The following is a 22,921-nucleotide window of genomic DNA, read 5'->3' on the forward strand; positions in this document are numbered from 1 at the left end:
CCAAGGTACGGATATCACTAGCGCACAGCCTGTTAAAAAAAGTTAAGCTGACCAGAAGGCTACATTCACTCGATACCGATGCGGGCCAACAAATCCGGCCACAGCGTGGTGGCGCGACTTTAAGTTGTGCCACCACGCTGCTACCAACGGCTCACTTCGCTTTGCGGACGTAGATGTTGCCGTGCATGTTTTTCATCATGACTTCGGGGCCGCCGTTGTTGATCTTGCCGTACACCCAGTCCTCGACCGAAACCCGGTACATGCCGCCCTGGCTGGTGCGGGTAGCTTTGGGCTGGCTTTTTTCGACGTCGATGTCGAAGTCGCTGAACACCTCGCCCATGTCTGATTTCAGCTTTACGTTGGCTTTCATCGAAGCCGGAAACGTAACGTCGACGCGGCCATTCAGCGTCGAGAACGCCATCGGAGCATTGGCGCCGACCTCCCGGAAGGAGGCTTTCAGCTCGCCGTTGACCGTATGCGCCACGGCCGACCCGCTGATGTTGGTCAGCGTAATAGGTCCGTTTACGTTGTTGATCTCCAGCTCGCCGTCTACGTTTTCGACCGTGATGTCGCCGTTGTTGACGGTGTGCAGCTTGAGCGAGCACCGCTGGGGCACCCGAATGGTCAGGTCAATGGCTTTGTGGTGGCTGCTGCCGCTGACCCGAACGCGGTTATTCCGCTCTTCGGCCGTCAGGTCGAGCGAGTTGCCAGTCGGGATCCGGCGCATCCCGTCGGCGCCGGATCGGTCGCTGCTGCTCCGGCCCGACGATCGGGTACCGGATGCGGCCTCAATAACGACGTCTTTGCCCGAAGCGCCGACTACGTGAATGAACCCGTTGATCAGGTTAACCTCCAGCATACCCGGTTTGCCCGGATCGCTTAGCGGTACCACCAGCCGCTCTTTTACGTCGGTTTGGGCCAGGATGGGTGCCGTTCCGGTGAGGAGCAGGACCAGGAGGATGTTTACTAGCTTATTCATACAAATCAGGATTGCTTTTTGATGTATACATTACCGTTGAAGGTCTCGAACCGAAAGACCTTGCCGCCGTTGCCCAGCCGGATGGCGGTTGTCCGGCTGAGTTTGTAGACCGTTTTGTCGCCCCGTCGTTCTTCGTTTTTGGTGACCTGGGCGGGGAGCATCTCGGCGTCGGGGAAGTCGGTATAAAACTCGCCCTGAAACGTCTTGAACTGAAGATCGGCCGACAGATTGGCCGGATAATTGACCCGGATATTACCGTTCAGGGTATAATACGACGACTCGTCGGGCGGGCTGGCGAGGTAGTTGATGTCGACATTGCCGTTTACGGTATGGGCGTCTGTAGCACCACGCACATTGGTCAGCGCAATAGCCCCGTTTACGTTACGAACCCGCAGCGCACCCGCCACATCCTGTACCGTTACGTCGCCCCGGTTTATGGTCGATACCCTGATGTTCATCTGGCGCGGCACCTTAACTGTAAAGTCGAGCGTGAAGTCATACTCCAGGTGCTGATTGTTGCGATTATCGCGGTTGAGTCGGTTGGGCCGCGAATCGAACGGCTCCGCTATGTAGGCCATGATGGTGTCGCCCTTCTGCTCGAACTGAAGTTTCAGCTCCCGTTTGCCGGTGGCCAGCTCTTCTTTGTTCTTCGCCGTGATGCGCTTGTTCACCTCGAACGTCACCTTGTCGCCCGTTGTACCGTCGACCTTGATGAAGCCGTGGATGTTGTAGATCACCAGCGTACTGGCGGCTGCCCCGCCGGGCAGGCTAAACTCGCGGCTGATCCGCTCCGTGTCTTCCTGTGACTGCGCCACCGATTGGGCACAAGACATCACCAGCCCCGCCAGCACGGGGAGCAATAGTTGTTTCATGGTTTGATACGAGTTAGTGACTGAGCGAACGAATAACCGGGGCCTGGGCACCCGCTCACCGGCCCGTTGGTTTACGATAGTTCGCGGATTGTTTTTTCCAGCTTGGTTTTCACCAGATCGTTGATGCCTTCCTGCCGGAGCATCTGGCGGAGCGGTTTCAGCGATCGTTTTTCCTGCAACTTCACCATCACATCGGCCAGGGCTACCTGCATCAGGGGCGACTCCTGCCGCGTCAGCGATTGCACCAGCCCTTCGCGCACCCTCGGATCGTGGGCCCGTTCGGCCAGGGCCTCCAGCGTCACCAGCCGTACGTTCACATTGGGGTCGTTGTTGAGCGTTGTCAGCAGGGCCTCGACCACCCGGCTGTCGGCCTCGCCGATGTCTTTGGTGTAGCTGACCGCCCGCAGCCGCTCCGTAGCCGACGGGTTTTCCAGCAGCGAGAGCATCATCATTTCGCGCATTTCCTGCATCTGCACCGACAGCGTATCGATCTGCTGCTGGTACGCTATATCGGCCGACCGGCCATTCGGCAGCCAGTACCCTATACCCACCCCAACGCCGAGCAGGAGCAGTCCGTAGGCCAGCCGCGGCCCCACGCCACCCGACCCCATCGGTGGCACCCACGACCGGAGCCGGGCCCAGATGGTAGGTGGCGCCACCGGCTCCGTAGCCTCAAAGGTGTCGAGCATGGCGTAGAACCGGGTACGCATGGCCGGGCCCGGCGCAGGCGTAGGTACGGCCTTGAGCTGCTGCCAGAGCTGCTGACTGGCAACCAGCTCGGCCCGGCAGTCGGGACACTGGGCCAGGTGGGCGTCGAGGGCGGCCCGGTCGGTGATCGACAGCTCGTCGGTCAGCCAGCCGGGCAGGCTCAGGCGGGCGCTCTCGCAGGCTATAGATTTATCGGTTGTACTCACTGTTCAGGTATATCTTTTTCAATTCGTTCATGGCCCGGTGAACCCGCACCTTCACGGCGCCTTCCGTACAGCTCAGAATCCGGGCAATCTCCTCGTACTTTAACTCCTGGTACCGGCTCATCACCAGCACTTCGCGATGTTCGGCACTGAGCCGGGCCAGCGCTTTTTCCAGCATGGCCAGTTCCTGCTCTTTTTGCAGCGGCTCGTCGGCCATCGGGCCTCCGCCGATTCGTTCGGCATAATCGGCCACATCGTGGTGGCGGGCCGACCGTTTATGCTGCTGCGCCGAATCGATCACTACGTTGCGGGCCAGGTGGTACATCCAAGTTCGGAACGAACCCTCGCCGGTGAACGTATGGCGGTATTTGAGCATGCGGTAAAACACCGTCTGCACCATGTCTTCACTGGCGTCGGGGTTGCTGCTCATGTGATACAGGAAGCCGAAGAGTTCGCGATGGTACCGCTCGAACAGCAAGCCCATCTTGTTCAAATCGCCCGCCTTGACCTTAAGCATCAGGGCATTGTCCGTCAGTGCGTTCAAGCGTTTGTAAAAAGAGGTTCAGGAATTTGGCGTGAAAACCGCCGATCTGGATCAAGGTTACCGAAAAAGTCAGATTTTTTTTGGCGGGCCGTACGGAACCTGGCGCAAAAGGTGGTACTTGACCAGCAACGCCCCCGACGCCCGGCTATCAGCTACAGGCTACAGCCGGGTTCGGATCAGGGCCAGGGCATCTTCGTACGAGGCTCCGATCGGAATAACGTGGTTCCCCACTGTAATCTCCTGACGGGCCAGCCGGGTGATCTTGGGGATGGCCACGCAGTACGACCGGTGAACGCGCACAAAGCGGTCGGGCGGCAGCTGCTGGAGCAGGTCGGCCATGGTCTGGCGGCTGAGCAGCTTCCGGCCCGCCAGCACCAGCGACAGGTAGTTGCCCTCCGCTTCAACATACAGGATCTCGTCCAGCAGCACTTTTTCTTCTTCGTACCCGGTTTTGACGAATATAAACTCCGGCGCGGCCCCCGCCCGCAGCGTGTGTATATCGAGTGCTTTGGTACAGGCTTTCAGAAACCGGGCCAGCGAGAACGGCTTCAGCAGATAATCGACGGCATCCAGCTCGAACCCTTCGACGGCAAAGTCGGAATAGGCGGTGGTGAAAATAACCATCGGCACTCTGGGCAGGCATTTGACCAGGTCGATCCCCGAAATGTCGGGCATTTTGACGTCGAGGAACAGCAGATCGACGCGGTTCGTCTGGAGCCAGGCAATGGCATCGAACGCATCGGTGAAGCTGGCCTTCAGGTCCAGAAACGGAACCCGGGCCGCGTGGAGCCGAATGACATCCAGCGCCTGGGGCTCGTCATCAACAGCAAGAGCAGTCAGGGCCATAGCAGGCTAGTTTATCACTGTTTCGGGATATGACCAACAAGATACAGTTTTTGCAATCGGGGCTAACAATCCGACGGCTCTACCAGTACACCAGCGTCAGCGAGACGAAGTAATCCTGGTCCGACTGCTGAATGTCGAGCTGGTGGCGACCGGGGTAGATCAGGTCGAGCCGTTTGCGAACGTTATCGAGACCAACGCCCGAGCGGTCTTCTTCCGGGTCGTGTCGGTCGGCCGATGCTGGGTCGGTCGACCTGACAGGCCGGGAGTTGTGAACTTTAAAGTACAGCCGGGTATCATCCAGCGTCAGGGTGATGTAAATCCAGGACGACTGCCGCAGACTGATGCCGTGCTTGAAGGCGTTTTCGACAAAAGGAATCAGCATCATAGGCGCCAGATAAATAGCCCGGACCGGCTCCTGAATGGTAACCCGAATGTCGATGTCGTGGGTCGGGTCGATCCGCATGCGCTGCAGCTCGATGTAGTTGCGCAGGTACTCCACTTCCTTATTGAGCGGAATGCGGTCGCGGTTGTTTTCCTGCAACATGAACCGCATCATATCGCCCAGTTTCTGGATACCATCGGCCGTTTTTTCGCTGTTTTCTTTCAGGGCTGTAGCATACAGGCTGTTGAGTGCATTGAACAGAAAATGCGGGTTGATCTGGGCCCGCAGGCTCGCCAGCTCGGCCGATTTCGCCGATACCTGCGTCTGTAACAGCTGATTTTCCCGGGTCAGCACCCGGCGCAGGTAAGCACTCGTTACGGCCCCCACCACCACGACCGCCGTAAACGAGACGATGGTATCCGGCGCGTAGTAGTAGAAGTTTGTGCTGGCGCCCCACAGTATCGTCGTTGCCGCTGCCGCCAGGAGCAGTACGGCCGCTATGTGAACAAACAGACCCGACGACTGGGGGGTCTTCAGCGCGGGCAGCACGTACCGGTAGATATAGGCCTGCAGGAAAAGAATCGCCAGCACGAGGCCCAGCATCAGCAGCCCATCACGAAGCCCGGCGCGCCACAAGACCGGCGGCAGGCTTCCCGTCAGCGCGAACGATGTTGCCAGCACGCTCACCCCCATCAACAGCAAAAAACTCACGATCCTGAAATGGCCTTCGGACTCGCCGGCAATCCGGCGCGCCAGAAAGGTGTAGTAGCCAAAGGCGGCTTCGTAGGCGGTCAGTACAATGCCGACCCCGATGGCATCGGCCAGCACCAGCCGTTTGCGGTATAGCGAATAAACAGCCAGTCCGATTACACGACCACTTTCGTCGTGCTGATAACGTACGTAGAGCCGCATGTACTGGTAAATAAAGACAGCTGCCAGGATCAACACGCCCGCTACGACCGCATAAAGCCAGGCGCCCGGATCATCGGGCTGGCGCTGGAGGGCGGGTGCTGCCAGATGATGAAAAACATACCAGGCACCCAGCAACAGGAAAGCCCCCGCTATGAGCGGAACATTGGTGTGCAGGGTATGGTCATACGAGCCCAGATGCCGCCAGAACGTAGCGGCCGCCACCCCATTGTCAGCAGCCGATCCAACCATACCATCGATCCGGTCGACCTCTTCGAGGAGCCGCCTGACTACGTAAAGGACCGTAACACTCACTACAAATAGTAGCTCATACCGCCGAATACCCCGTCCATCCCGCATTGCTTTATTCGATTTTTGATCAAAGCTAAGCGGGTCCGGGCGACGCCGGGAAGAAATGGGACAGACCCACCCAAAAATGGGATGAACCTGGTGTCTGACCACGTCTTCACCCCCGTTCGTCATCTTCTGCGGCACGCCCGACCCGGCTCCCACGGCTTTGGGCTGCTGCGCAGGCGGGCTGCCAGGGCATTAACCCGGGTGAAAGCTGCCGGTAAAAATCCCGCTTATGACGACCTGGAATAAGTAGAAAGCCGGCCGATGTTCGATTTTGTCACTAAACTCTTTTTCTGTGAAACACCGACTTTCCTCCTTGTTCTTCTGTCTCTTTCTCGCAGCTACCGCGCTGGCTCAGTCCGTACCGCCGAAGACCTACACCTACCTGATTTTTCATAAGCTGGCACCGGGCAAAACCATTCAGGATGCCCTGCCGGTCGAGCGCGAATGGAAAACCGTCAACCAGGCCGCCGTCGATGAGGGAAAACTCATCGGCTGGCACATGATGGTGAAGCAGTTCAGCTCAAACCCGAACCCGAGCGAGTACGATTACGTCACCTGTATTGTTTCGCCCAACATGGGTATCAACGGGGCGTCGGCCGCTGCAATGGCCAAACTCTACGGCGACAGTGTACAGGTACGCATGGCCGACCTCAACCGGCGCGACCGGCTGACGGCTCCGGTGGTGAAGATCGAAATCTGGGAAAACACCGACGCTCTGTTCGGCCCTGATTTCGGCCCCGGCAAAACCTCGACGGTGGTTGTCGACTTCCTCAAGCTCCGCGATCCGCTGGCCGACGGGACGGGGGCGGTGGCGTCGCTGAAGCAGGCGGGTGCTGCGCAGATCAGTCAGAAACGGCTCGGTGGCTGGGCGTTTTCGACGCTGATGGTCCCCAACGGCAGTGAGAAAGGATACGGCTTCGCCATGGCCCGCCCCATGACCGGTCTGAACGTCTTGTCCGAGCCCGCCGACCCTAAGCTGGCGGCCGCCCAGAAGCAGCTAACCCGTACGTTCGAGGTTGTCCGGCAGGAAGTGTTCCGATTCGAGCAATACACCGTCCGCCCGGGTAACTAGAACGACGGAGGATGGGCGTGACCCGGGTTGTGGGTGGGGTGTGCCTGGCTACCGACGCGTTTGCTACCGACGCTGCGCTGTTATGTCCCTATGGGACGGTGGATGGGGTGGGGTGCTGGCATGCTACCGACGCTAGCGGGGCTAGCTGTTGCGTCCCTACGGGACGGTGGGTGGGGGTGGCTACCTGGCTACCGACATGCTACCGACGCTAGCGGGGCTAGCTGTTACGTCCCTACGGGACAAGGAGTTAGCGAACGCTCGTTGTCAGTGACGCTGCGCTGATATTTACTTACGGGACAAAGAGTTATCTACGATGTGATACTATTAACCTCTGTGGAATATCGCACCGCCCCCCACCCACCGTCCCATAGGGACGTAACAGCTAGCGTCGGTAGCAAACGCGTCGCCTATGTGTCTCCTAACCCATCGTCCCGTAGGGACACAACAGCGCAGCGTCGGTAGCCGGGGTAGCACAGGCACACCCCACCCACCGTCCCGTAGGGACGTAACAGCGTAGCGTCGGTAGCCGGGGTAGCACAGGCACACCCCACCCACCGTCCCGTAGGGACACAACAGCGCAGCGTCGGTAGCAAACGCGTCGGTCGCGTATTGGTCGTAATCACGCGGTACCCCACCCCACCCCCACCCATCGTCCCGTAGGGACGTAACAGCTAGCCCCGCTAGCGTCGGTAGCATGTCGGTAGCATGTCGGTAGCCAGCACGATTTGGGGGTAATACGCCTTATTTCAGGATGAATTCGACGCGCCGGTTTCGGGATCGGCCGTCTTCGGTGTCGTTGCCGGCAATGGGCCGCGACCCACCGTATCCGTTCGCTTCGATACGATCATCGGCAATACCATGCCGGATCAGGTAATTCATAACCACCTTCGCCCGGTATTCCGACAGCACCTGGTTCAGGCGCGGATCGCCCACGTTGTCGGTATGACCCATCACCTCGATACGCCAGTGGGCCTGCTGCCGCAAGCGCTCAACCAGTTTGTCCAGCTCGGGAAACGACTCGGGCAGCAACACATAGCTGCTCTGCTCGAACTGGACATGCCGCAGGGTAACAGGCGTGGCAACCGCCGATTCAGAAACGGGCGGTTCATTCCTGGGCACCACCCTGGCAACGACCGCTGATGACGACGCAGGGAGCGGCACCGGCCGTTGAACGGCAGTAACAGGCGGCACCGGACGAGCAGAAGCTGGTTTGACAGACTTTGGAGCCGGTTTGACAGACTTTACCGTAGCCAGTACCGGCGGCCGGACAACCGGTTTGGGCGGGGTGGCCCGCACCAGCCCCGACACCGGTGGCAGCGCAGCTGGTTTGGGTGCTGCAGCAACAGGTGGAGCCTGTTGCCGGAAATAACGGGCCGCGATGGGCTCCATTGGGCGGTTGATGTCCACCGACAGGGGCGCTTTCGGATCGGGTCGTTGCCAGAACAATTCCAGAACGCCCCCAAGCATGGCGTTGAAATACTCTACTTTCAGATCATAATAACGCCCGGCTTCCAGCACTACGGTTCCCGTAAAATGATTGGAGTCATTGAGTTGCCAGACGTCCATAACCTTCCGGTTACCGACCCATACCCGAATGCCATCATCCACTTTGGCGTAAAACGTATAACGACCCGAGGCCGGCGCCAGGATCTTTCCAGTCCAGCGTATGGAATAGTACGAATAGTCGAGGCCCGAGGCCGGACTGCTGGATTTCCAGGAGAACCGCAGTTCAGGGTCGATACGGGTGAGGATCTTCTTCTCGAAATTGCTGCCGTTGTAGTATTCTCCTTTCAGGCCCTGCTGCGCTATAGCCGGTTCTGACAGCAACCAGAGGAAAACCCACAGCCAACTAAATCCTGTCTTGATGCCAGCACACTTCATAGCCGCGAGACCTAGTGTTTAACCTGCCCTCAAGATAGTCAAACGCTACGTATGACAGAAGCTTCTGTCCACGCAAACCGCCATGCCGTCGCCGAATTTGGCAGAAACATACAGCCACCTCGCTTCAGCCGTAGAAAACCATCCGAACAAGTGGCCCGACTGCCTCACCGGTGCGGATACGGACCACGGTGAGAAGGCACTCATTCATCGCTCATCGCTCTATTCTGATCGCAGGCTTTTCACCGGGTTCATCAGCGCGGCTTTCAGGCTTTGGAAACTCACCGTCAGGAAGGCGATCGCCAGCGCCAGCAGCCCGGCTACTGCAAACACCCACCATTCAATGTCGATTTTGTACGCAAAGCCCTGCAACCACTGATGCATGGCATACCAGGCCACCGGCGAGGCAATCACGATAGCGACCAGCACCAGCCTCAGCAGGTCGACGGAAAGCAACGAAATGATACTCCCCACACTAGCGCCCAGCACTTTACGGACGCCAATCTCCTTCGTCCGCTGCTGAGCCGTGAAGGTAGCCAGGCCCAGCAGGCCCAGGCAGGCCACCAGCAGAGCCATGAGGGTGAAAAAGCCAAACACCTGTCCGAACTGCTCGTCGGCCCGATATTGCTTGTCGTACCGTTCGTCGAGAAACGAATACTCGAACGGGTCGGTAGGAAAAAAACGGGACCACGCGTCCCGGGCCACCGCAATGGCCTGGGTGGGGTCCTTGTCAGCCAGCTTGATCGAGATCGATCCGTTGACACCCGGATCCAGCCGTAAGATGAGCGGCTCGTAGGCTTCCCGAAGCGACTGCTGGTGAAAATCGTCGACGACCCCTACGATGGTAAGAATATCGCCCCAGAAGTCGATTTTTTTGCCGAGGGCCTTTTCCGGATCGCTGAAACCCAGCTGCCGGATTCCCGTTTTGTTGAACACGACGGCTCCTTTCTCGCCCAGCCCGGCATCGAAGTTACGGCCGGCAATAAGCTTCATGCCGAAGGCGTCGACAAAATCATAGTCGACACCGATAACGCGGTACTGCTTGCCTTCATCCTGCGGGGCGCTCTCCAGCCGGATGCCGCCAGCGTTGAACTCGACCTTTTCGCCCGGAATGCTCCCCGATACGGCCACCTGCCTGATGGCCGACTGACGAAGCAGGTAATCTTTGAAAGCCCGGGTCTGGCTGATACGAGTCGAATCGTTCATCGGCCTGTTGAGCACCAGCGTTTGTCCAATGTCGATGCCCAGACTCTGCGCTCGCATGAACTGCAGCTGACGGAATACGGTGATCGTACCAACCAGCAGAAAAACAGAAGCCGAAAACTGAATAACGACGAGCGATTTTCGGAGGATAACCCCTTCCCGGAAAGCGGAAACGCCATTTTTCAGGACTGAAACCGGGTTGAAGCCCGAGAGCACAAAGGCAGGATACCCCCCCGACAGCAACGTACCGGCGGTATACATGGCTCCCAGGCCGAGCCAGAAGCGCCCCGACCGAACGAACGAGTACGTCAGCTCCTGATCGGTGAAGTGATTGAACAGCGGCAGGGCCAGCAGAATAAGACCAAACGCCACCAAAACGGCGATGAAGTTGAGCAGAGCCGACTCCATCAGAAACTGGCTGATCAGCTGACGCCGGTACGAGCCTATGGCTTTTCGCACCCCTACTTCCCGGGCCCGGCCAACAGCCCGTGCGGTGGCCAGATTGATGTAGTTGATCCAGGCAATGGCGATGATGAAGAACGCAACACAGAGCAGCACATACACCGAATTGCCGTCGCCGTTGGCACCGGCCTCGAACATCAGATGTGAGTACAGATGAATATCGGGCAGGGCTTGCAGGTGCAACATCAGCCCACTGTTGGTTTTGGGGTCGCGCTGATCCAGGGTCGCCAGCCAGGCGGGGAGTTTGGCCGCCAACCGGGCAGGATTAGCGCCTTCTTTCAAGACCACATACGTCAGGCAGCCGTCCCAGTCCCAGGCGTTGTCGAAGTTTTTGTCGGGCTCATTTTTGGGGTTGACTATGCGCTGAAACGTGCTGAACGACATCAGGTAGTCAGCGGCCAGGTGTGAGTTTTTGGGGAAGTCCTGATAAACGCCCGTTACCCGGATCGGGAATTCCCGCTCAATCGTGATCACCTGTCCCACGGGGTTGTTGGTTCCAAACAGGCGTTGCGCCAGAGAGGCCGAAATAACCCCCGTGTTGGGTTCGGCCAGGGCGGTTCGGGGATCGCCGGTGAGCAGCGAATACGAAAAAACGGAGAAGAACGAAGGCGTAGCAAACGCGCCCTTATCTACCCTGTATTTCCGATTGTTGACCTCCAGCAGCAGCTTATCCCGCATGTACACCTTTGTGTACTCGTCTACTTCGTCGAAGGCGCTTTTCAGGTGATTGCCCACGGCAAAAGGACCGCCCGCCCATTCGGTCGAAAGAACTCCACGTTCATACCGCTCGGCCGTGACGCGGAAGATCCGGTCGGCTTTTTCGTGGAAGCGATCGTAGCTTCGCTCGAAGGCAACGTACTGTACGATGAGCAGCGTAGCCGCCATCCCCATGGCCAGCCCGGCAATGTTGATGAAGGAAAACCCTTTGTTCCGGCTGATGTTCCGCAGCGCGATCTTTAGATAATTCGTTAGCATAACAAAAAGAGAAAGGGATAGGACAACCGCACCAACCCAACCATGTATCATTCTTCACTGCGGTCTGTGTCCTCACGAACCCACGGTGAGGCACTCACTCATCGCTCATCGCTCATCATTCATCACTCACAATCCTATTCCGATCGCAGCGAATTTACCGGGTTGGTCAGGGCAGCTTTGATACTCTGGAAACTCACGGTCAGGAGAGCGATACCGGCCGTCAGCAAACCCGTCAGGGCCAGCACCCACCACTCGACCTCAATCCGGTAGGCGAAATCCTGGAGCCAGCGGTGGGTAGCATACCAGGCCAGCGGACTGGCAATCACGATCGCGATCAGAACCAGCTTCAGAAAATCCCGCGAGAGCAGGCCTACGATGCTGGCCACCGAAGCGCCCAGCACTTTCCGAACGCCAATCTCTTTCGTCCGCTGCTCGGCCGCAAACGCAGCCAGCCCGAACAAACCCAGACACGAAATCAGCACCGCCAGCACCGTAAACGACAGCAGCACATGCGCCTGCTTCTGCTCGGCCTGATACTGCCGCGAGAAGTTCTCGTCCAGGAAATGAAACGTCAGGTCGGCCGACGGATCGAAGGTTTTATAGACAGCCCGGATGTACGCCAGGGCTTCGGTAGCCTGGTCGGGCCGGACCCGCACGTACAGGTTGTCTTTCTCGGTCGGCGCGGGCATCTGCAAGACCAGCGGCTGAATCTTATGCTGGAGCGAATACGTATGGAAATCGCTGACCACACCCACCACCTGCGCTTCGAACGACACATCCTTGTTGACGAAGTACTTAACCCGCTTACCCAGCGGCCGCTGCCACCCCATCTGCCGAACCAGCGCCTGGTTGACCAGAACCACTCCCGGGCCGTCGCTGGCCGACTCCCGGAAGTTGCGGCCTTCGAGCAGGTTGATTTCCAGCGTAGGCAGGTAATCCGCATCGACGGAGAACGTCTGTACCACCTGCGCGGTATTGCTGATGGCGCCGTTCTGCTCGAAGAACATCCCGTTGTCACCGATATTGTTATTGCCGATGGGGTTGCTGGCAGCCGCTACCTGCTCGATCAGCGGACTTTTCCGCAACTCATTTTTGAGGGCCTGAACCTGCTTCCGAACGTCGTCGCTGTCGAGGTGAAAGGTTAACACCTGGTCTTTGTTGAAACCCAGATCCTTGTGCAGCGCATAGCCGATCTGCCGGTAAATGACCCACGAACAGGCAATCAGCACCACAGCCGCTACGAACTGGAACACGACCAGCGACTGCCGGAACAGGCCCCCACCCAGCGGGCTGCTGATACGCCCTTTCAGCGCCACCACCGGCCGGAAACCCGACATCAGCAGCGCCGGGTACAGCCCGCTCACCAGCCCGAGCAGCACCGTGAAGGCCAGAACAACCAGTATCGTAGGCAGCCAGCCATACTGCGTCAGGGCCAGGTTCGTACCGGCCAGTTCGTTGAACAGCGCCAGGACCATATTGGCCAGGATCAGCCCCAGCCCACACGACAGCACCGCCATCAGCATCGACTCGGTCAGAAACTGGCCGATCAGCTGCCCCCGCCGGGAGCCAATCGCCTTCCGGACGCCCACTTCGCGCGTCCGGGCCACCGCCCGAACCGTGTACAGATTTACGTAGTTGATGCCCGCAATCAGTAAGATCAGCGCGGCCACCACCGCAAAGGTGTAGATTGTCCGGAGGTTGCCGTTCGGGCTGATTTCATAGTCCAGATGCGACTCCAGGTGAATCGAGGTGATCGGCTGAAGCGCCATCCGGTAGTTCAGCTCGCCCATTTCCGACTTCAGGTAGTTGGGATAGAAACTGCCCAGCCGCGACTCGAGCGCCTTGTGGTCTGTGCCTTTGTTGAGCAGCAGATAGGTGTATAGTTCAAAATTCTGCCAGCCGCTGGTGTAGTTGGCCGGCAATGCCCGCAACGCGCTGAATTGCAGGTGCGAGTTGGCGGGCAGATCGTCGATGACGCCGGTAACCTGATTGGGAAAGTTGTTGGAGAAGGTAACGGTTTGTCCAACGGCGCGGGCGGCATCGCCGAACAGCTTCTCGGCCAGGGTTTTGGTCAGTACGATCGTCTGCGGTCGGGTCAGGGCCGTAGCGGGATTTCCGTACAGAAACGGAAACGAGAACACCTCAAACACCGATGGGTCGGCAAAGAGGATTGCGGGTTCGTCCAGCTTTTTATCCTTATAGGTAATCTGGCCACCGCCTTCGGGATGAAACCGCACCGTTTTTTCGATAGCGGGGTACTCGCTTTTGAGCGCATCGGCAAAGCGGGCCGAGGTAGGTGCCAGGTTCAGACTGCCGCCCGGCCAGCTGGCGTGGTGTACCACCCGAACGATCCGATCGGCGTTGGCATGAAACCGATCGTAACTCAGCTCGTGAATAACATACAGACTCATCAGCCCAACGGCCGCAATGCCGACGCCCATACCCCCCATGTTGAGCCCGCTGAACAGCCGGTTTTTCCACAAGTTGCGGAGCGCGATTTTCAGATAATTACGAACCATGAGTCTGCAATGTTTAGATACGAACCTGTGTCTCTATACCACCAAAACCTGTACCATAAAGACAACATACTGACAATCAGCTAATAAACAGCATAACCAAACACGCATTCTGTCCGGAAATGGACAGCGCTTCGTACAGTTGCGGACAGCCGTAGGCAGACAAGACAGTAGCCCCGGCGCCCAATCCAGCCCACCATACGGAACAAAGCCCGTGCTTTACTTTCGGGTTTAGCCCGGCTAACCCAGTGGTTACCGGATCAGCCGGAATAAACCCGTCCTCTACGTCAGTGCGGCCCGGATGGCTGCTTCTACGGGCGAGTAGGTCGCCTTTTCGACGGTTGGCTCCAGCTCACGACGCAGCAGCAGCGGAGGCTGGGCCAGAAATCGGGGAGCGGTGCCGTGGTGCGGCTGAGCCGCGTGGGCCAGAAACGGATGACACAGGTAAACCGTGCCGGCTTTTCCGGTGGCAACAACCTCGTCCCGCGCCGGCAGCCGGGGCAGCTGCTCAGCCAGCTCTATGAACGAGAGGCCCTGCTCACCGGCGGGTTCCAGCAGCTGCGCAACGTCCTGGTGAGACCCAACCCGAATGCGGGTAGGCGCGTCGTGTTCACCCACGTCGGAGAACAGAAACAGCATCAGCAAACCACGCCCGGTCGATCGGACGTTGACCCGCCACTCAACATAATTGGCCGGATCGGCGCCCGGAAAGCTCGCATCGACGTGCCAGCCGGTATCGCCCGGATCGGTTGCCGACGGGAAACGAACGGGAAACGAACCCATGCTGCGGCACGGAATCCAGTAATCAGGCCCGACCAGCTGGTCGAAGGCGCGATGCAGCACCGCCGTGTTGGCGGCCTCCTGAAAAGGGGGCTGGCTGTACATCCCGAGCCGGACCACCGGCTCCAGCCAGGTTGCCGGGTCATCGGGCTCAGCCTGCATATCGGCCCAGAGAATCGTACGCGCCTGCTGCGCTGTTTCGGCCGTAAAGGCCTGATCTATACGAACAAATCCATCCCGGATAAACTGTTCGATTTGTTGGTTGGTGAGTTGATCGCCCATGAGGAATCAGTAGAAAACTAGCGTTGACTGGCCGGTTATGCGCTGCCCCGACCCATACCGATGCCGTTGGCCACGAGCCAGCTTCAGTTGGGCAGATGAGACAGTCGGAACCCCGTTCAGCTGACGGGCCGAACCGGCGTATATACTGGAGAAAAGACAAAAGAAATAATGGGCCCCGGGATCAGGGCCGCCTGTCTGGAAAAGCAGGCAAGTGAAGCTTATAACATGGGTGCCATCCTCATGGGGCGAATATAGCAAAAACCCCGTTGCGGGTAAAGACGCGGCCCGTAGTCTGTTGCTCACCCGCCGTCTGCCGGCCCGTTTCTCCGCCCCGCTTGCCAGTCATTGGACCTGCCGGGCGGCCGAAACCGCGGCTTATCGAACAAGCCTGAACCGACCCCAGTCCCTCGCGGCCCGCCAACGCCAAACAAACCGCGGCAGCCACCTGCGTACCGCCTGACACAGCGCCCGGAGGAAGTTGCCTGTGAGGCTAACCAACTCAATCAGACGACCGAATCGTTGTCAACTAATTCATAGTTGATCAATATAGACTGTATTTAAACTCAATTCAGTAGACGTATGTCAAATTAAGGTCAATATCTTCTCTTTATTTACATCGAACCTACAAATTGTGCTGTTTATTTGGCAAGGATTGACTAATGCTGACTGTATTTTGATTTTAATTTCCTTTTAATATATCAACACTATAGCTTTGATTTTTAGGATTATTCTACTTGTAAATTGAATGATAACAACCCAATATGAACCGCTCTTTTCTCCTCTACTTTTTACTCCATCCTAAACAGTCAGCATTATGAGACGATCAGTACAAAGGTATACTGCCCGTAAAATGACAGCGTACGCCCTCATTCCGCTGGCCTGCGCTATGCCGTGTAAAGACGCGCTGGCCAGACCGACGGCCCTGAAATTTCGGACGGAAGGTTGGCACGCCATGCCCCGGCACGCCGATGTGGTTGTCTCAGGAAAAGTAACTGACGACAAGGGAGAGGCCCTGCCCGGCGTCAACGTGGTGATCAAAGGATCGACCCGCGGCAGCACTACCGACGCGCAGGGACTTTTCTCCATTACGGTGCCGGACCCGAACACGGTACTCGTTTTCTCCTTCGTGGGGTATCGCACCCAGGAGATCGTTGCCGGTAACGCCAGTCAGCTCGCCATCAAGCTGGTGGCCGATGATCAGTCGCTCGACGAAGTGGTGGTAGTGGGCTACGGCACCCAGTCGCGTGGCACCGTAACGGGTTCGGTAGCGTCGGTAAAAGCCGAAGAGATTATCCGGACGCCGGCCGTTGCGGCTACCAGTGCGCTGGTGGGTCGCGTTCCGGGTATTACGGCCCGACAAACCGACGCCCGGCCCGGTGGCGGTACGAATATCCAGATCCGGAATATGGGCGCTCCGCTCTACGTCATCGACGGCATTGTGGCCGATGTGGGTCAGTTCAACAACTTAGGCATCAACGACATTGAGAACATTTCCATTCTGAAAGACGGCTCAGCCGCTATTTATGGTCTGCGGGCCGCCAACGGAGTTGTGCTGGTTACCACCAAACGCGGCAAAGCCGGTCAGAAACCCGTCATCAGCCTGTCGGGCTACTACGGTTTGCAGAATTTTACCCGCTACCCGCGCCCGGCCAACGCCTACCAGCACGTTCGAGCCCTGGCCGAGTCGGACCAGAACCGCGGCATTCCGACGACCATTACCCCTACCGAGCTGGAAAAATGGCGGATCGGCACCGAAAAGGGATTCCAGAGCTTCGATTATTACGACATGGTCATGCGCCCCAACGTACCGCAGGCCTACCTGAACGGCAGCGTATCGGGCGGGTCGGAGAACGTCACCTACTACGTATCGGCCAGCCACCTGACCCAGGACGCCCTGATCCGGGACTATAACTTCAAGCGGAGCAACTTCCAGGCTAACGTCGAAGCCGGCCTCAGCAAAAAGCTCCGGATCGGTACGCAGATCAGCGGCCGGATCGAAGACCGTTTTCAGGTCGGGGTGCCGGGCCTGGACGATTATTTCAACCCGTTCCTGAGTATTTTCTCAATGTGGCCCACCGAGCGGCCCTACGCCAACGACAACCCGAAGTACATCAACCAGACGCATAACGTAAACGTAAACCCGGCCACCTATCGGAAAGAGGTAACGGGCTACATCAACGAAACCTGGCGGGCCGTTAAAGCCAACTTCACCGCGCAGTACGACTTCGATTTTGGCCTGAGCGTGAAAGGTACCTACTCCTACAACTTCACCAACTTCGACTTCGACGGCTTCGAGTACACCTACGATGCCTACACCTACGACGCAGCCACCGATACCTACAACGCGGTGCCGGGCGGGGGTAACCAGAACCCCTGGCGCGAACGGCGGAAGCGCAACGTGGCCGACCGATTCATGCAGATGCAGGCTACTTACAACAAGCAGCTGGGCGATCACAGCCTGGCCGCGGTGGCTGCCTACGAACGCTACGACACCGATAACAAATACATGGTCGTGCATACGGTTCCGCCCAATAACTACATCCCGCTGATGTCGTTTGCCAACCAGGACCTGCTCATCGACGAGTGGAACGTGACGGCGCGGGCGGGCTACATTGGCCGGTTCAACTACAACTACAAACAGCGATACCTGGTCGAGCTGCTGGGTCGGTATGACGGGTCGTTCCTGTTTGCGCCCGGTCGCCGGTACGGGTTCTTCCCCGGCGCGTCGCTGGGCTGGCGGGTGAGCGAAGAGCCGTTCTTCAAGGAAAACCTGGGCAATACGCTCAGCGAGCTGAAACTGCGGGCCAGCTACGGCCGCACCGGTAGCGACCTGATCAACGACAATTTCATTGTGGCGCCGTTCAGCTACCTGCCCGGCTACAACTTCCTGGCGGGCAGTGCCATCTTCAATGGCAACTACGTAATCGGGGTTCAGCCGCGCGGCCTGCCCATCACCACCCTGTCGTGGGTCAACAACATCTCGACCAACGTAGGGATCGACTTCGGGCTGCTGGGCGGCAAGATTTCGGGTCAGTTCGACGTGTTCGAGCGGAAGCGGTCGGGACTGCCTGCCGCGCAGTATGACGTACTGCTCCCCAGCGAAGTGGGCTACACCCTGCCGAACGCCAACCTCAACTCCGACGCCATTCGGGGGGTAGAAGGGGCGCTGTCCTACACGGGCAAAGCGGGTGAGCTGACCTATACCGTAGGGGGTAACGCTACCCTGGCGCGGCAGCGGAGTCTGGACATCTACAAACCCCGCTTCGGCAACTCCTGGGATCAGTACCGCAACTCGGCCGTTGACCGCTGGTCGGCCATCAACTGGGGCTATCAGGTAGTAGGCCGTTTCCAGTCGCAGCAGGAGATCGACGATTACCGCGTCGATAACGACGGCCAGGGCAACCGCACCCAGCTACCCGGCGATTTCATCTACAAGGACGTCAACGGCGATGGGGTTATCAACGGCCTCGACGAGCGGCCCATCGGCTATGCCGAAGGCGCTACGCCCTACTTCAACTACGCCTTCAACGGTACGCTGGGCTACCGGGGCTTTACGCTCCAGGTCGATGTGGTGGGCGCGGGTCTGCAAACGTTCCGGCGCGAGGTGGAGCAGAAAATTCCGTTCCAGAACAACGGGACCTCGCCCAACTACCTCTTCGAAGACCGCTGGCACCGCGCCGATCCGTTTAATAACGACAGTCCGTGGGTGGCCGGTACCTATCCCGCCGTTCGGAAAGACAGCCCGAGCCACGTGAACTACAGCCGCCGGAGCGACTTCTGGGTCACCAACGTACGTTACCTGCGCCTGCGCAACCTCGAAATCGGCTACAACATTCCCAAGCCCTTCCTGAGCAAGATTGGCGTATCGGCCATGAAGGTCTACATCAACGGCACCAACCTGGTATCGTTCGACAACCTGAAAGCCATTCAGGTCGACCCCGAAATCTCGTCGAACGGCGCGCTGGTTTATCCGCCCCAGCGGTTGTATAACGCCGGTTTTGCGCTGAGTTTCTAACCCTCACAAACGACTTTACGCATGAAGCCTATTCATAAATTCCTGTCGATCGGCCTGCTGACCCTCAGCCTGACGGCCTGCAAAGAAGACTTTCTGGAACGCCAGCCGCCCAATATCATTCTGGAGAGCCAGGTCTGGAACGACCCTAAACTGATTACGAGCCTGCTGGCCAACTACTACGACCGGCTCCCCGCTCATACCCAGATCGATAACGGCTGGGATCAGTTTGCCGCCTACGACGAAGCGTCCTGGTCGGGCAACAACGACGGCCCCAACAACATCATCTCGTACGGCTTCGAGCGCTGGCGGCTCTGGGACTACGGCCTGATTCGGGATATCAACCTCGCGCTGGAGAACATCGAAACCAAAAGTACGGCGCTGACGGCGGCTCAGAAAACCCAGTTTTCGGCCGAGTTCCGGTTCCTGCGGGCCTTTATGTACTTCGAGCTGGTGAAGCGGATGGGTGGCGTACCGATCATTACCAAACAGCTCATCTACGACTTCAGCGGCAACCCAAGTTCGCTCCAGTTCCCGCGCAATAAAGAGTCGGAGGTGTATGACTTCATTGCCAGCGAACTCGATGCGGTGAAGAACGACCTGGGCAATACGGGCAGCAACACCCGCGCCAACCGCTATACGGCCATGGCGCTGAAGAGCCGGGCCATGCTTTACGCCGGGTCGATCGCTAAATACAACAACCGCATGGGTGCGCCGATCAGCACACCGGGTGGGGAGGTTGGCATTCCGGCCGCCCGGGCGCAGGAGTACTATACCAAAGCGCTGGAAGCCGCCAAAGAAGTGATTGCCGGTCCCTATCGGCTCTACCGGGTCAATCCCAACCTGGGCGAAAACTTCTTCGAGGCCATCACCAAAAAGCTGAACAACTCGGAGGTTATCCTGGCCAAGGATTTCCTGACGGCCAAAGACAAACGGCACGGGTTCACCTACGACAACATTGCCCGTAACGTCCGCGAAGACAACCTCTCGTCGTCGAACATTACGCCCACCCTGAACCTGGTCGAGGATTTCGAATACCTCGACGGCAGCTCGGGCGAGCTGAAAACCCGCACCCCCGACGACCGCGACTTTATCTATTACGATAACCTCAGCGGGCCGTTTGCCAACAAAGATGCCCGGCTCTACGGTACCGTTATCTACCCCGGCACCAGTTTCCGGGGGCAGGAGGTGCAGATTCAGGCTGGCGTTATGGTCTGGAATGCCACCAGCAACAACTACCAGGTAGTAGAAGGCAACACCCTGGGCCAGGTTTATACCGACGGGAAACTCCTGACGGGTACGTCGGGGCCGCAGCGGTCGCAGACCGAGGTGTCGAATACGGGTTTCTACATGCGGAAATACATCGATCCAACGCCCCTGGCGAGCACCCGCGGTATCCGCAGCGATATGTGGTGGGTACGGTTCCGGCTGGGCGAGGTGCTGCTCAACGCAGCCGAAGCGGCCTTTGAGCTAGGCCAGACGGGCGAAGCGCTTACCTACGTCAACCAGGTGCGCGAACGGGCGGGTTTCCCGGCCAACAGCCTGACCACGCTGACCCTGGCCCGGCTCCAGAACGAACGGCGGGTCGAGCTGGCCTTTGAAGACCACCGCGTCTGGGATCTGAAACGCTGGCGCATTGCCCACGAGATCTGGAACGGCAACGCCACCAATCCCGATGCCGTCATGTACGCCCTCTACCCCTACCGCATCGTGCGCCCCGGCGACCCGCGCGATGGCAAGTACGTGTTCGTAAAGCTGGTAGCGCCCCGATTCCGGGCTCCGCGCCTGTTCCAGCTGGGTAATTACTACTCATCCATCGATCAGGCGGTGATCAACAACAACCCCAAAATTGTTCGTAATCCTTTCCATTAACGATCATGAAAGCTATTTATATGGGCCTGCTGGCGGCTCTGACCCTGCTGGCCGGCTGCGCGAAAGACAACTTCGAACCGCCTACCTCCACCATTACGGGCCGGGTCATCTACGACAACCAGCCGGTTGGGGTTCGTACCAACGGGGTTCAGCTGGAGCTGTGGCAACCAGGATTTCAGCTGTTTACCAAAATTCCGGTATACATCGCGCAGGATGGCACCTTCTCGGCCACGGTCTTCGATGGGGACTACAAACTGGTTCGGCTGCGGGGCAACGGGCCGTGGGTCGATAATACCGATACGATTCCGGTACAGGTGCGCGGGGCGGCTCAGATCGACGTGCCGGTACAGCCGTTCTTCGTGATCCGCAACCCGACCATGCAGAAAAGCGGGACCAGCCTGACGGCCACCGCCACCGTAGCGCAGGTGGTAACCGGTCGCGCCATTGAGCGGGCTACCCTCTATGTCAGCACCACCCAGTACGTAGACATCAATAACAACGCCGGGTCGGTTAGTCTGACCGGGGCGGCCCTGGCCGACCTGACCAAGCCGCTGTCGTTCTCGATGGCGCCACCCGCATCGGTCGTGGCCAAGGGATACTGCTACGCGCGGCTGGGCGTCAAAACCGTTGGCGTGGCCGAGATGATCTATACGCCGGTACAGAAAATTACGCTGTAAATCAACCCCAACACCGAACCGGCTGAAAGTGATCCCGTTTACTTTCAGCCGGTTTTCTGTTTTGTTTATGTCTAACCCCGTCCTGCTATGACCAGATTCTACACGCTCCTGCTCGTACTGCTGACCCTGCTCGGACGCTTCGCTGCGCAGGCTCAGGAAGCGCCCCTCACCACCCACGACCCGAGTACGATCCTGAAAGCAGCCGGTCGCTACTGGTATTTCTCGACCGGAAACGGCATTCAGGTCGTCAGCTCGGCCGACCTGCGGAGCTGGAAATCCGAAAAACCGGTCTTCGAAAAAAACACCTGGCCTGGCTGGGTCGATAGTACCGTGCGGGGGTTTAAAGGTCATTTCTGGGCGCCCGACGCCATCCGCATGAACGGAAACTATTACCTCTATTACTCCTGCTCCACGTTTGGCTCGCCGGTGTCGGCCATCGGGGTTACCACCTCGCCGGTGCTCGATCCGCAGTCGCCATCGTACCGCTGGACCGATCAGGGCATGGTCGTATCCTCCAAAGTCAGAACCGACATCAACGCCATCGACCCCAGCCTCATGCGCGATACGGACGGTCGGGTGTATATGGTCTACGGCTCCTTTCACGGGGGCATCGGCGCGGCCGAAATCGATACGACCACCGGTAAACTCAAAGCCGGCACCCCGGTGAAAACGGTGGCGGGTGGGCGTCAGTCCGACTGGGAAGCGGCTGCGCTGATCAAAGAAGGCAACTTCTACTACCTGTTTGCCAACAACGGCCTGTGCTGCAAGGGTATCAACAGTACCTACTATCTGGTGGTCGGGCGGTCGTCGAGTCCGCTCGGGCCGTTTGTCGACCAGTCGGGCCGCGACCTGACGGCCGGGGGTGGTACGCTCGTGCTGCGCACCGAAGGCAACTACCTGGGGCCGGGCCACGTGGGGCTGCTTCGCGACGGAGGGCGTAACCTGGTATCGATCCATGTCTACGATCCGAACGATCGGGGCAAATCCAAACTGGCGTTCTGTCAGCTCAGCTTTCAGAACGGCTGGCCTATACTGACGCCCGAACGATTTGGTACGGACTAACCCGCCGGTTTAACCGCAGCCGGTCCGGATCGGTTATAACCCTATGCAGCCACCAACCGACCGACACTGGCAAACGATCTCCATACCAGCTTCTGATTTCAGCGAGCGGCTCAGGCAGCTGAGCCTCAGCCAGTCGCCGGCGGGTTCGGTCTACTCCCGGCTGGCGCTGATTCATCGGGTGGCCAGCGCCTACGCCACCGAAGCCGCCAACCAGGCCGGCGTTTTTCCGACCGATCTGCAGATCGAAGAACTAACCGACCCGCCCCTGTACGAGCTGCCCCCCGACCCCGACCCGGTGATCATCCAGTTCAGTTACCAGGCAGCCTGACT

General features: G+C 58.6%; 17 protein-coding genes. 7 read left to right on the plus strand and 10 right to left on the minus strand.

Features of this window, described 5'->3' with window-relative positions:
• Positions 1 to 151: 151 nt before the first annotated feature.
• The 6 genes from EQG79_RS15560 to EQG79_RS15585 form a co-directional block, all read right to left on the minus strand.
• Positions 152 to 979, minus strand: coding sequence for a DUF4097 family beta strand repeat-containing protein (locus EQG79_RS15560; RefSeq protein ID WP_077921722.1), 828 nt, complete (start codon positions 977 to 979; stop codon positions 152 to 154).
• A gap of 5 nt (positions 980 to 984) precedes the next feature.
• Positions 985 to 1,851, minus strand: coding sequence for a DUF4097 family beta strand repeat-containing protein (locus tag EQG79_RS15565; protein WP_129602432.1), 867 nt, complete (start codon positions 1,849 to 1,851; stop codon positions 985 to 987).
• A 71-nt stretch (positions 1,852 to 1,922) separates the two neighbouring features.
• On the minus strand, positions 1,923 to 2,765 hold the full coding sequence (locus tag EQG79_RS15570; RefSeq protein WP_240699366.1) for a HEAT repeat domain-containing protein: 843 nt from the start codon (positions 2,763 to 2,765) through the stop codon (positions 1,923 to 1,925).
• Positions 2,749 to 3,279: an RNA polymerase sigma factor gene (locus EQG79_RS15575; RefSeq protein ID WP_129602957.1), complete on the minus strand. Its 531-nt coding sequence runs from the start codon at positions 3,277 to 3,279 to the stop codon at positions 2,749 to 2,751. Before EQG79_RS15575 ends, EQG79_RS15570 begins: the two co-directional genes overlap by 17 nt.
• 186 nt (positions 3,280 to 3,465) lie before the next feature.
• Positions 3,466 to 4,152 carry a LytR/AlgR family response regulator transcription factor gene (locus EQG79_RS15580; RefSeq protein WP_129602434.1) on the minus strand — a complete coding sequence of 229 codons (687 nt, stop codon included), beginning with the start codon at positions 4,150 to 4,152 and terminating at the stop codon, positions 3,466 to 3,468.
• A gap of 79 nt (positions 4,153 to 4,231) precedes the next feature.
• Positions 4,232 to 5,803 (minus strand): sensor histidine kinase, encoded by a 1,572-nt coding sequence (locus tag EQG79_RS15585; RefSeq protein WP_129602436.1) that lies wholly within the window; start codon positions 5,801 to 5,803, stop codon positions 4,232 to 4,234.
• An 81-nt stretch (positions 5,804 to 5,884) separates the two neighbouring features.
• On the opposite strand from EQG79_RS15585, the gene EQG79_RS31030 reads away from it, so the two are divergent.
• Together EQG79_RS31030 and EQG79_RS15590 are read left to right on the plus strand one after the other, a co-directional pair.
• The gene (locus EQG79_RS31030) at positions 5,885 to 6,046 is read left to right on the plus strand and encodes a hypothetical protein (protein ID WP_165358910.1); all 162 of its coding nucleotides are present in this window, start codon (positions 5,885 to 5,887) and stop codon (positions 6,044 to 6,046) included.
• Positions 6,047 to 6,092: 46 nt separating this feature from the next.
• Complete coding sequence (locus tag EQG79_RS15590) at positions 6,093 to 6,872, plus strand: hypothetical protein (RefSeq protein ID WP_129602438.1); 780 nt, start codon at positions 6,093 to 6,095, stop codon at positions 6,870 to 6,872.
• Positions 6,873 to 7,613: 741 nt separating this feature from the next.
• Here EQG79_RS15590 and EQG79_RS15595 read toward each other — a convergent pair.
• The 4 genes from EQG79_RS15595 to EQG79_RS15610 all read right to left on the minus strand — a co-directional run bounded on the left by EQG79_RS15595 (position 7,614) and on the right by EQG79_RS15610 (position 14,968).
• Positions 7,614 to 8,753, minus strand: coding sequence for a PA14 domain-containing protein (locus EQG79_RS15595; RefSeq protein WP_129602440.1), 1,140 nt, complete (start codon positions 8,751 to 8,753; stop codon positions 7,614 to 7,616).
• Positions 8,754 to 8,972: 219 nt separating this feature from the next.
• Entirely contained in the window at positions 8,973 to 11,390 is a 2,418-nt protein-coding gene (locus EQG79_RS15600; RefSeq protein ID WP_129602442.1) for an ABC transporter permease, read from the minus strand.
• 134 nt (positions 11,391 to 11,524) lie between these two features.
• Positions 11,525 to 13,909 (minus strand): ABC transporter permease, encoded by a 2,385-nt coding sequence (locus tag EQG79_RS15605; protein ID WP_129602444.1) that lies wholly within the window; start codon positions 13,907 to 13,909, stop codon positions 11,525 to 11,527.
• A gap of 279 nt (positions 13,910 to 14,188) precedes the next feature.
• The gene (locus EQG79_RS15610; RefSeq protein ID WP_129602446.1) at positions 14,189 to 14,968 is read right to left on the minus strand and encodes a phytanoyl-CoA dioxygenase family protein; all 780 of its coding nucleotides are present in this window, start codon (positions 14,966 to 14,968) and stop codon (positions 14,189 to 14,191) included.
• An 850-nt stretch (positions 14,969 to 15,818) separates the two neighbouring features.
• On the opposite strand from EQG79_RS15610, the gene EQG79_RS15620 reads away from it, so the two are divergent.
• The 5 genes from EQG79_RS15620 (at position 15,819) to EQG79_RS15640 (ending at position 22,919) form a co-directional block, all read left to right on the plus strand.
• Positions 15,819 to 18,983, plus strand: coding sequence for a SusC/RagA family TonB-linked outer membrane protein (locus EQG79_RS15620; protein ID WP_240699367.1), 3,165 nt, complete (start codon positions 15,819 to 15,821; stop codon positions 18,981 to 18,983).
• Between the two features lie 21 nt (positions 18,984 to 19,004).
• A complete protein-coding gene (locus EQG79_RS15625) occupies positions 19,005 to 20,852 on the plus strand; it encodes a RagB/SusD family nutrient uptake outer membrane protein (RefSeq protein WP_129602452.1) in 1,848 nt (615 codons plus the stop codon).
• 5 nt (positions 20,853 to 20,857) lie between these two features.
• The gene (locus EQG79_RS15630) at positions 20,858 to 21,529 is read left to right on the plus strand and encodes a DUF3823 domain-containing protein (protein WP_077923180.1); all 672 of its coding nucleotides are present in this window, start codon (positions 20,858 to 20,860) and stop codon (positions 21,527 to 21,529) included.
• 87 nt (positions 21,530 to 21,616) lie between these two features.
• Positions 21,617 to 22,591 carry an arabinan endo-1,5-alpha-L-arabinosidase gene (locus EQG79_RS15635; protein ID WP_129602454.1) on the plus strand — a complete coding sequence of 325 codons (975 nt, stop codon included), beginning with the start codon at positions 21,617 to 21,619 and terminating at the stop codon, positions 22,589 to 22,591.
• A 43-nt stretch (positions 22,592 to 22,634) separates the two neighbouring features.
• Positions 22,635 to 22,919 carry a hypothetical protein gene (locus EQG79_RS15640; RefSeq protein ID WP_077923182.1) on the plus strand — a complete coding sequence of 95 codons (285 nt, stop codon included), beginning with the start codon at positions 22,635 to 22,637 and terminating at the stop codon, positions 22,917 to 22,919.
• Positions 22,920 to 22,921 lie beyond the last annotated feature (2 nt).

Source organism: Spirosoma sordidisoli (assembly GCF_004138325.1).
Taxonomy (GTDB): Bacteria; Bacteroidota; Bacteroidia; order Cytophagales; family Spirosomataceae; genus Spirosoma; species Spirosoma sordidisoli.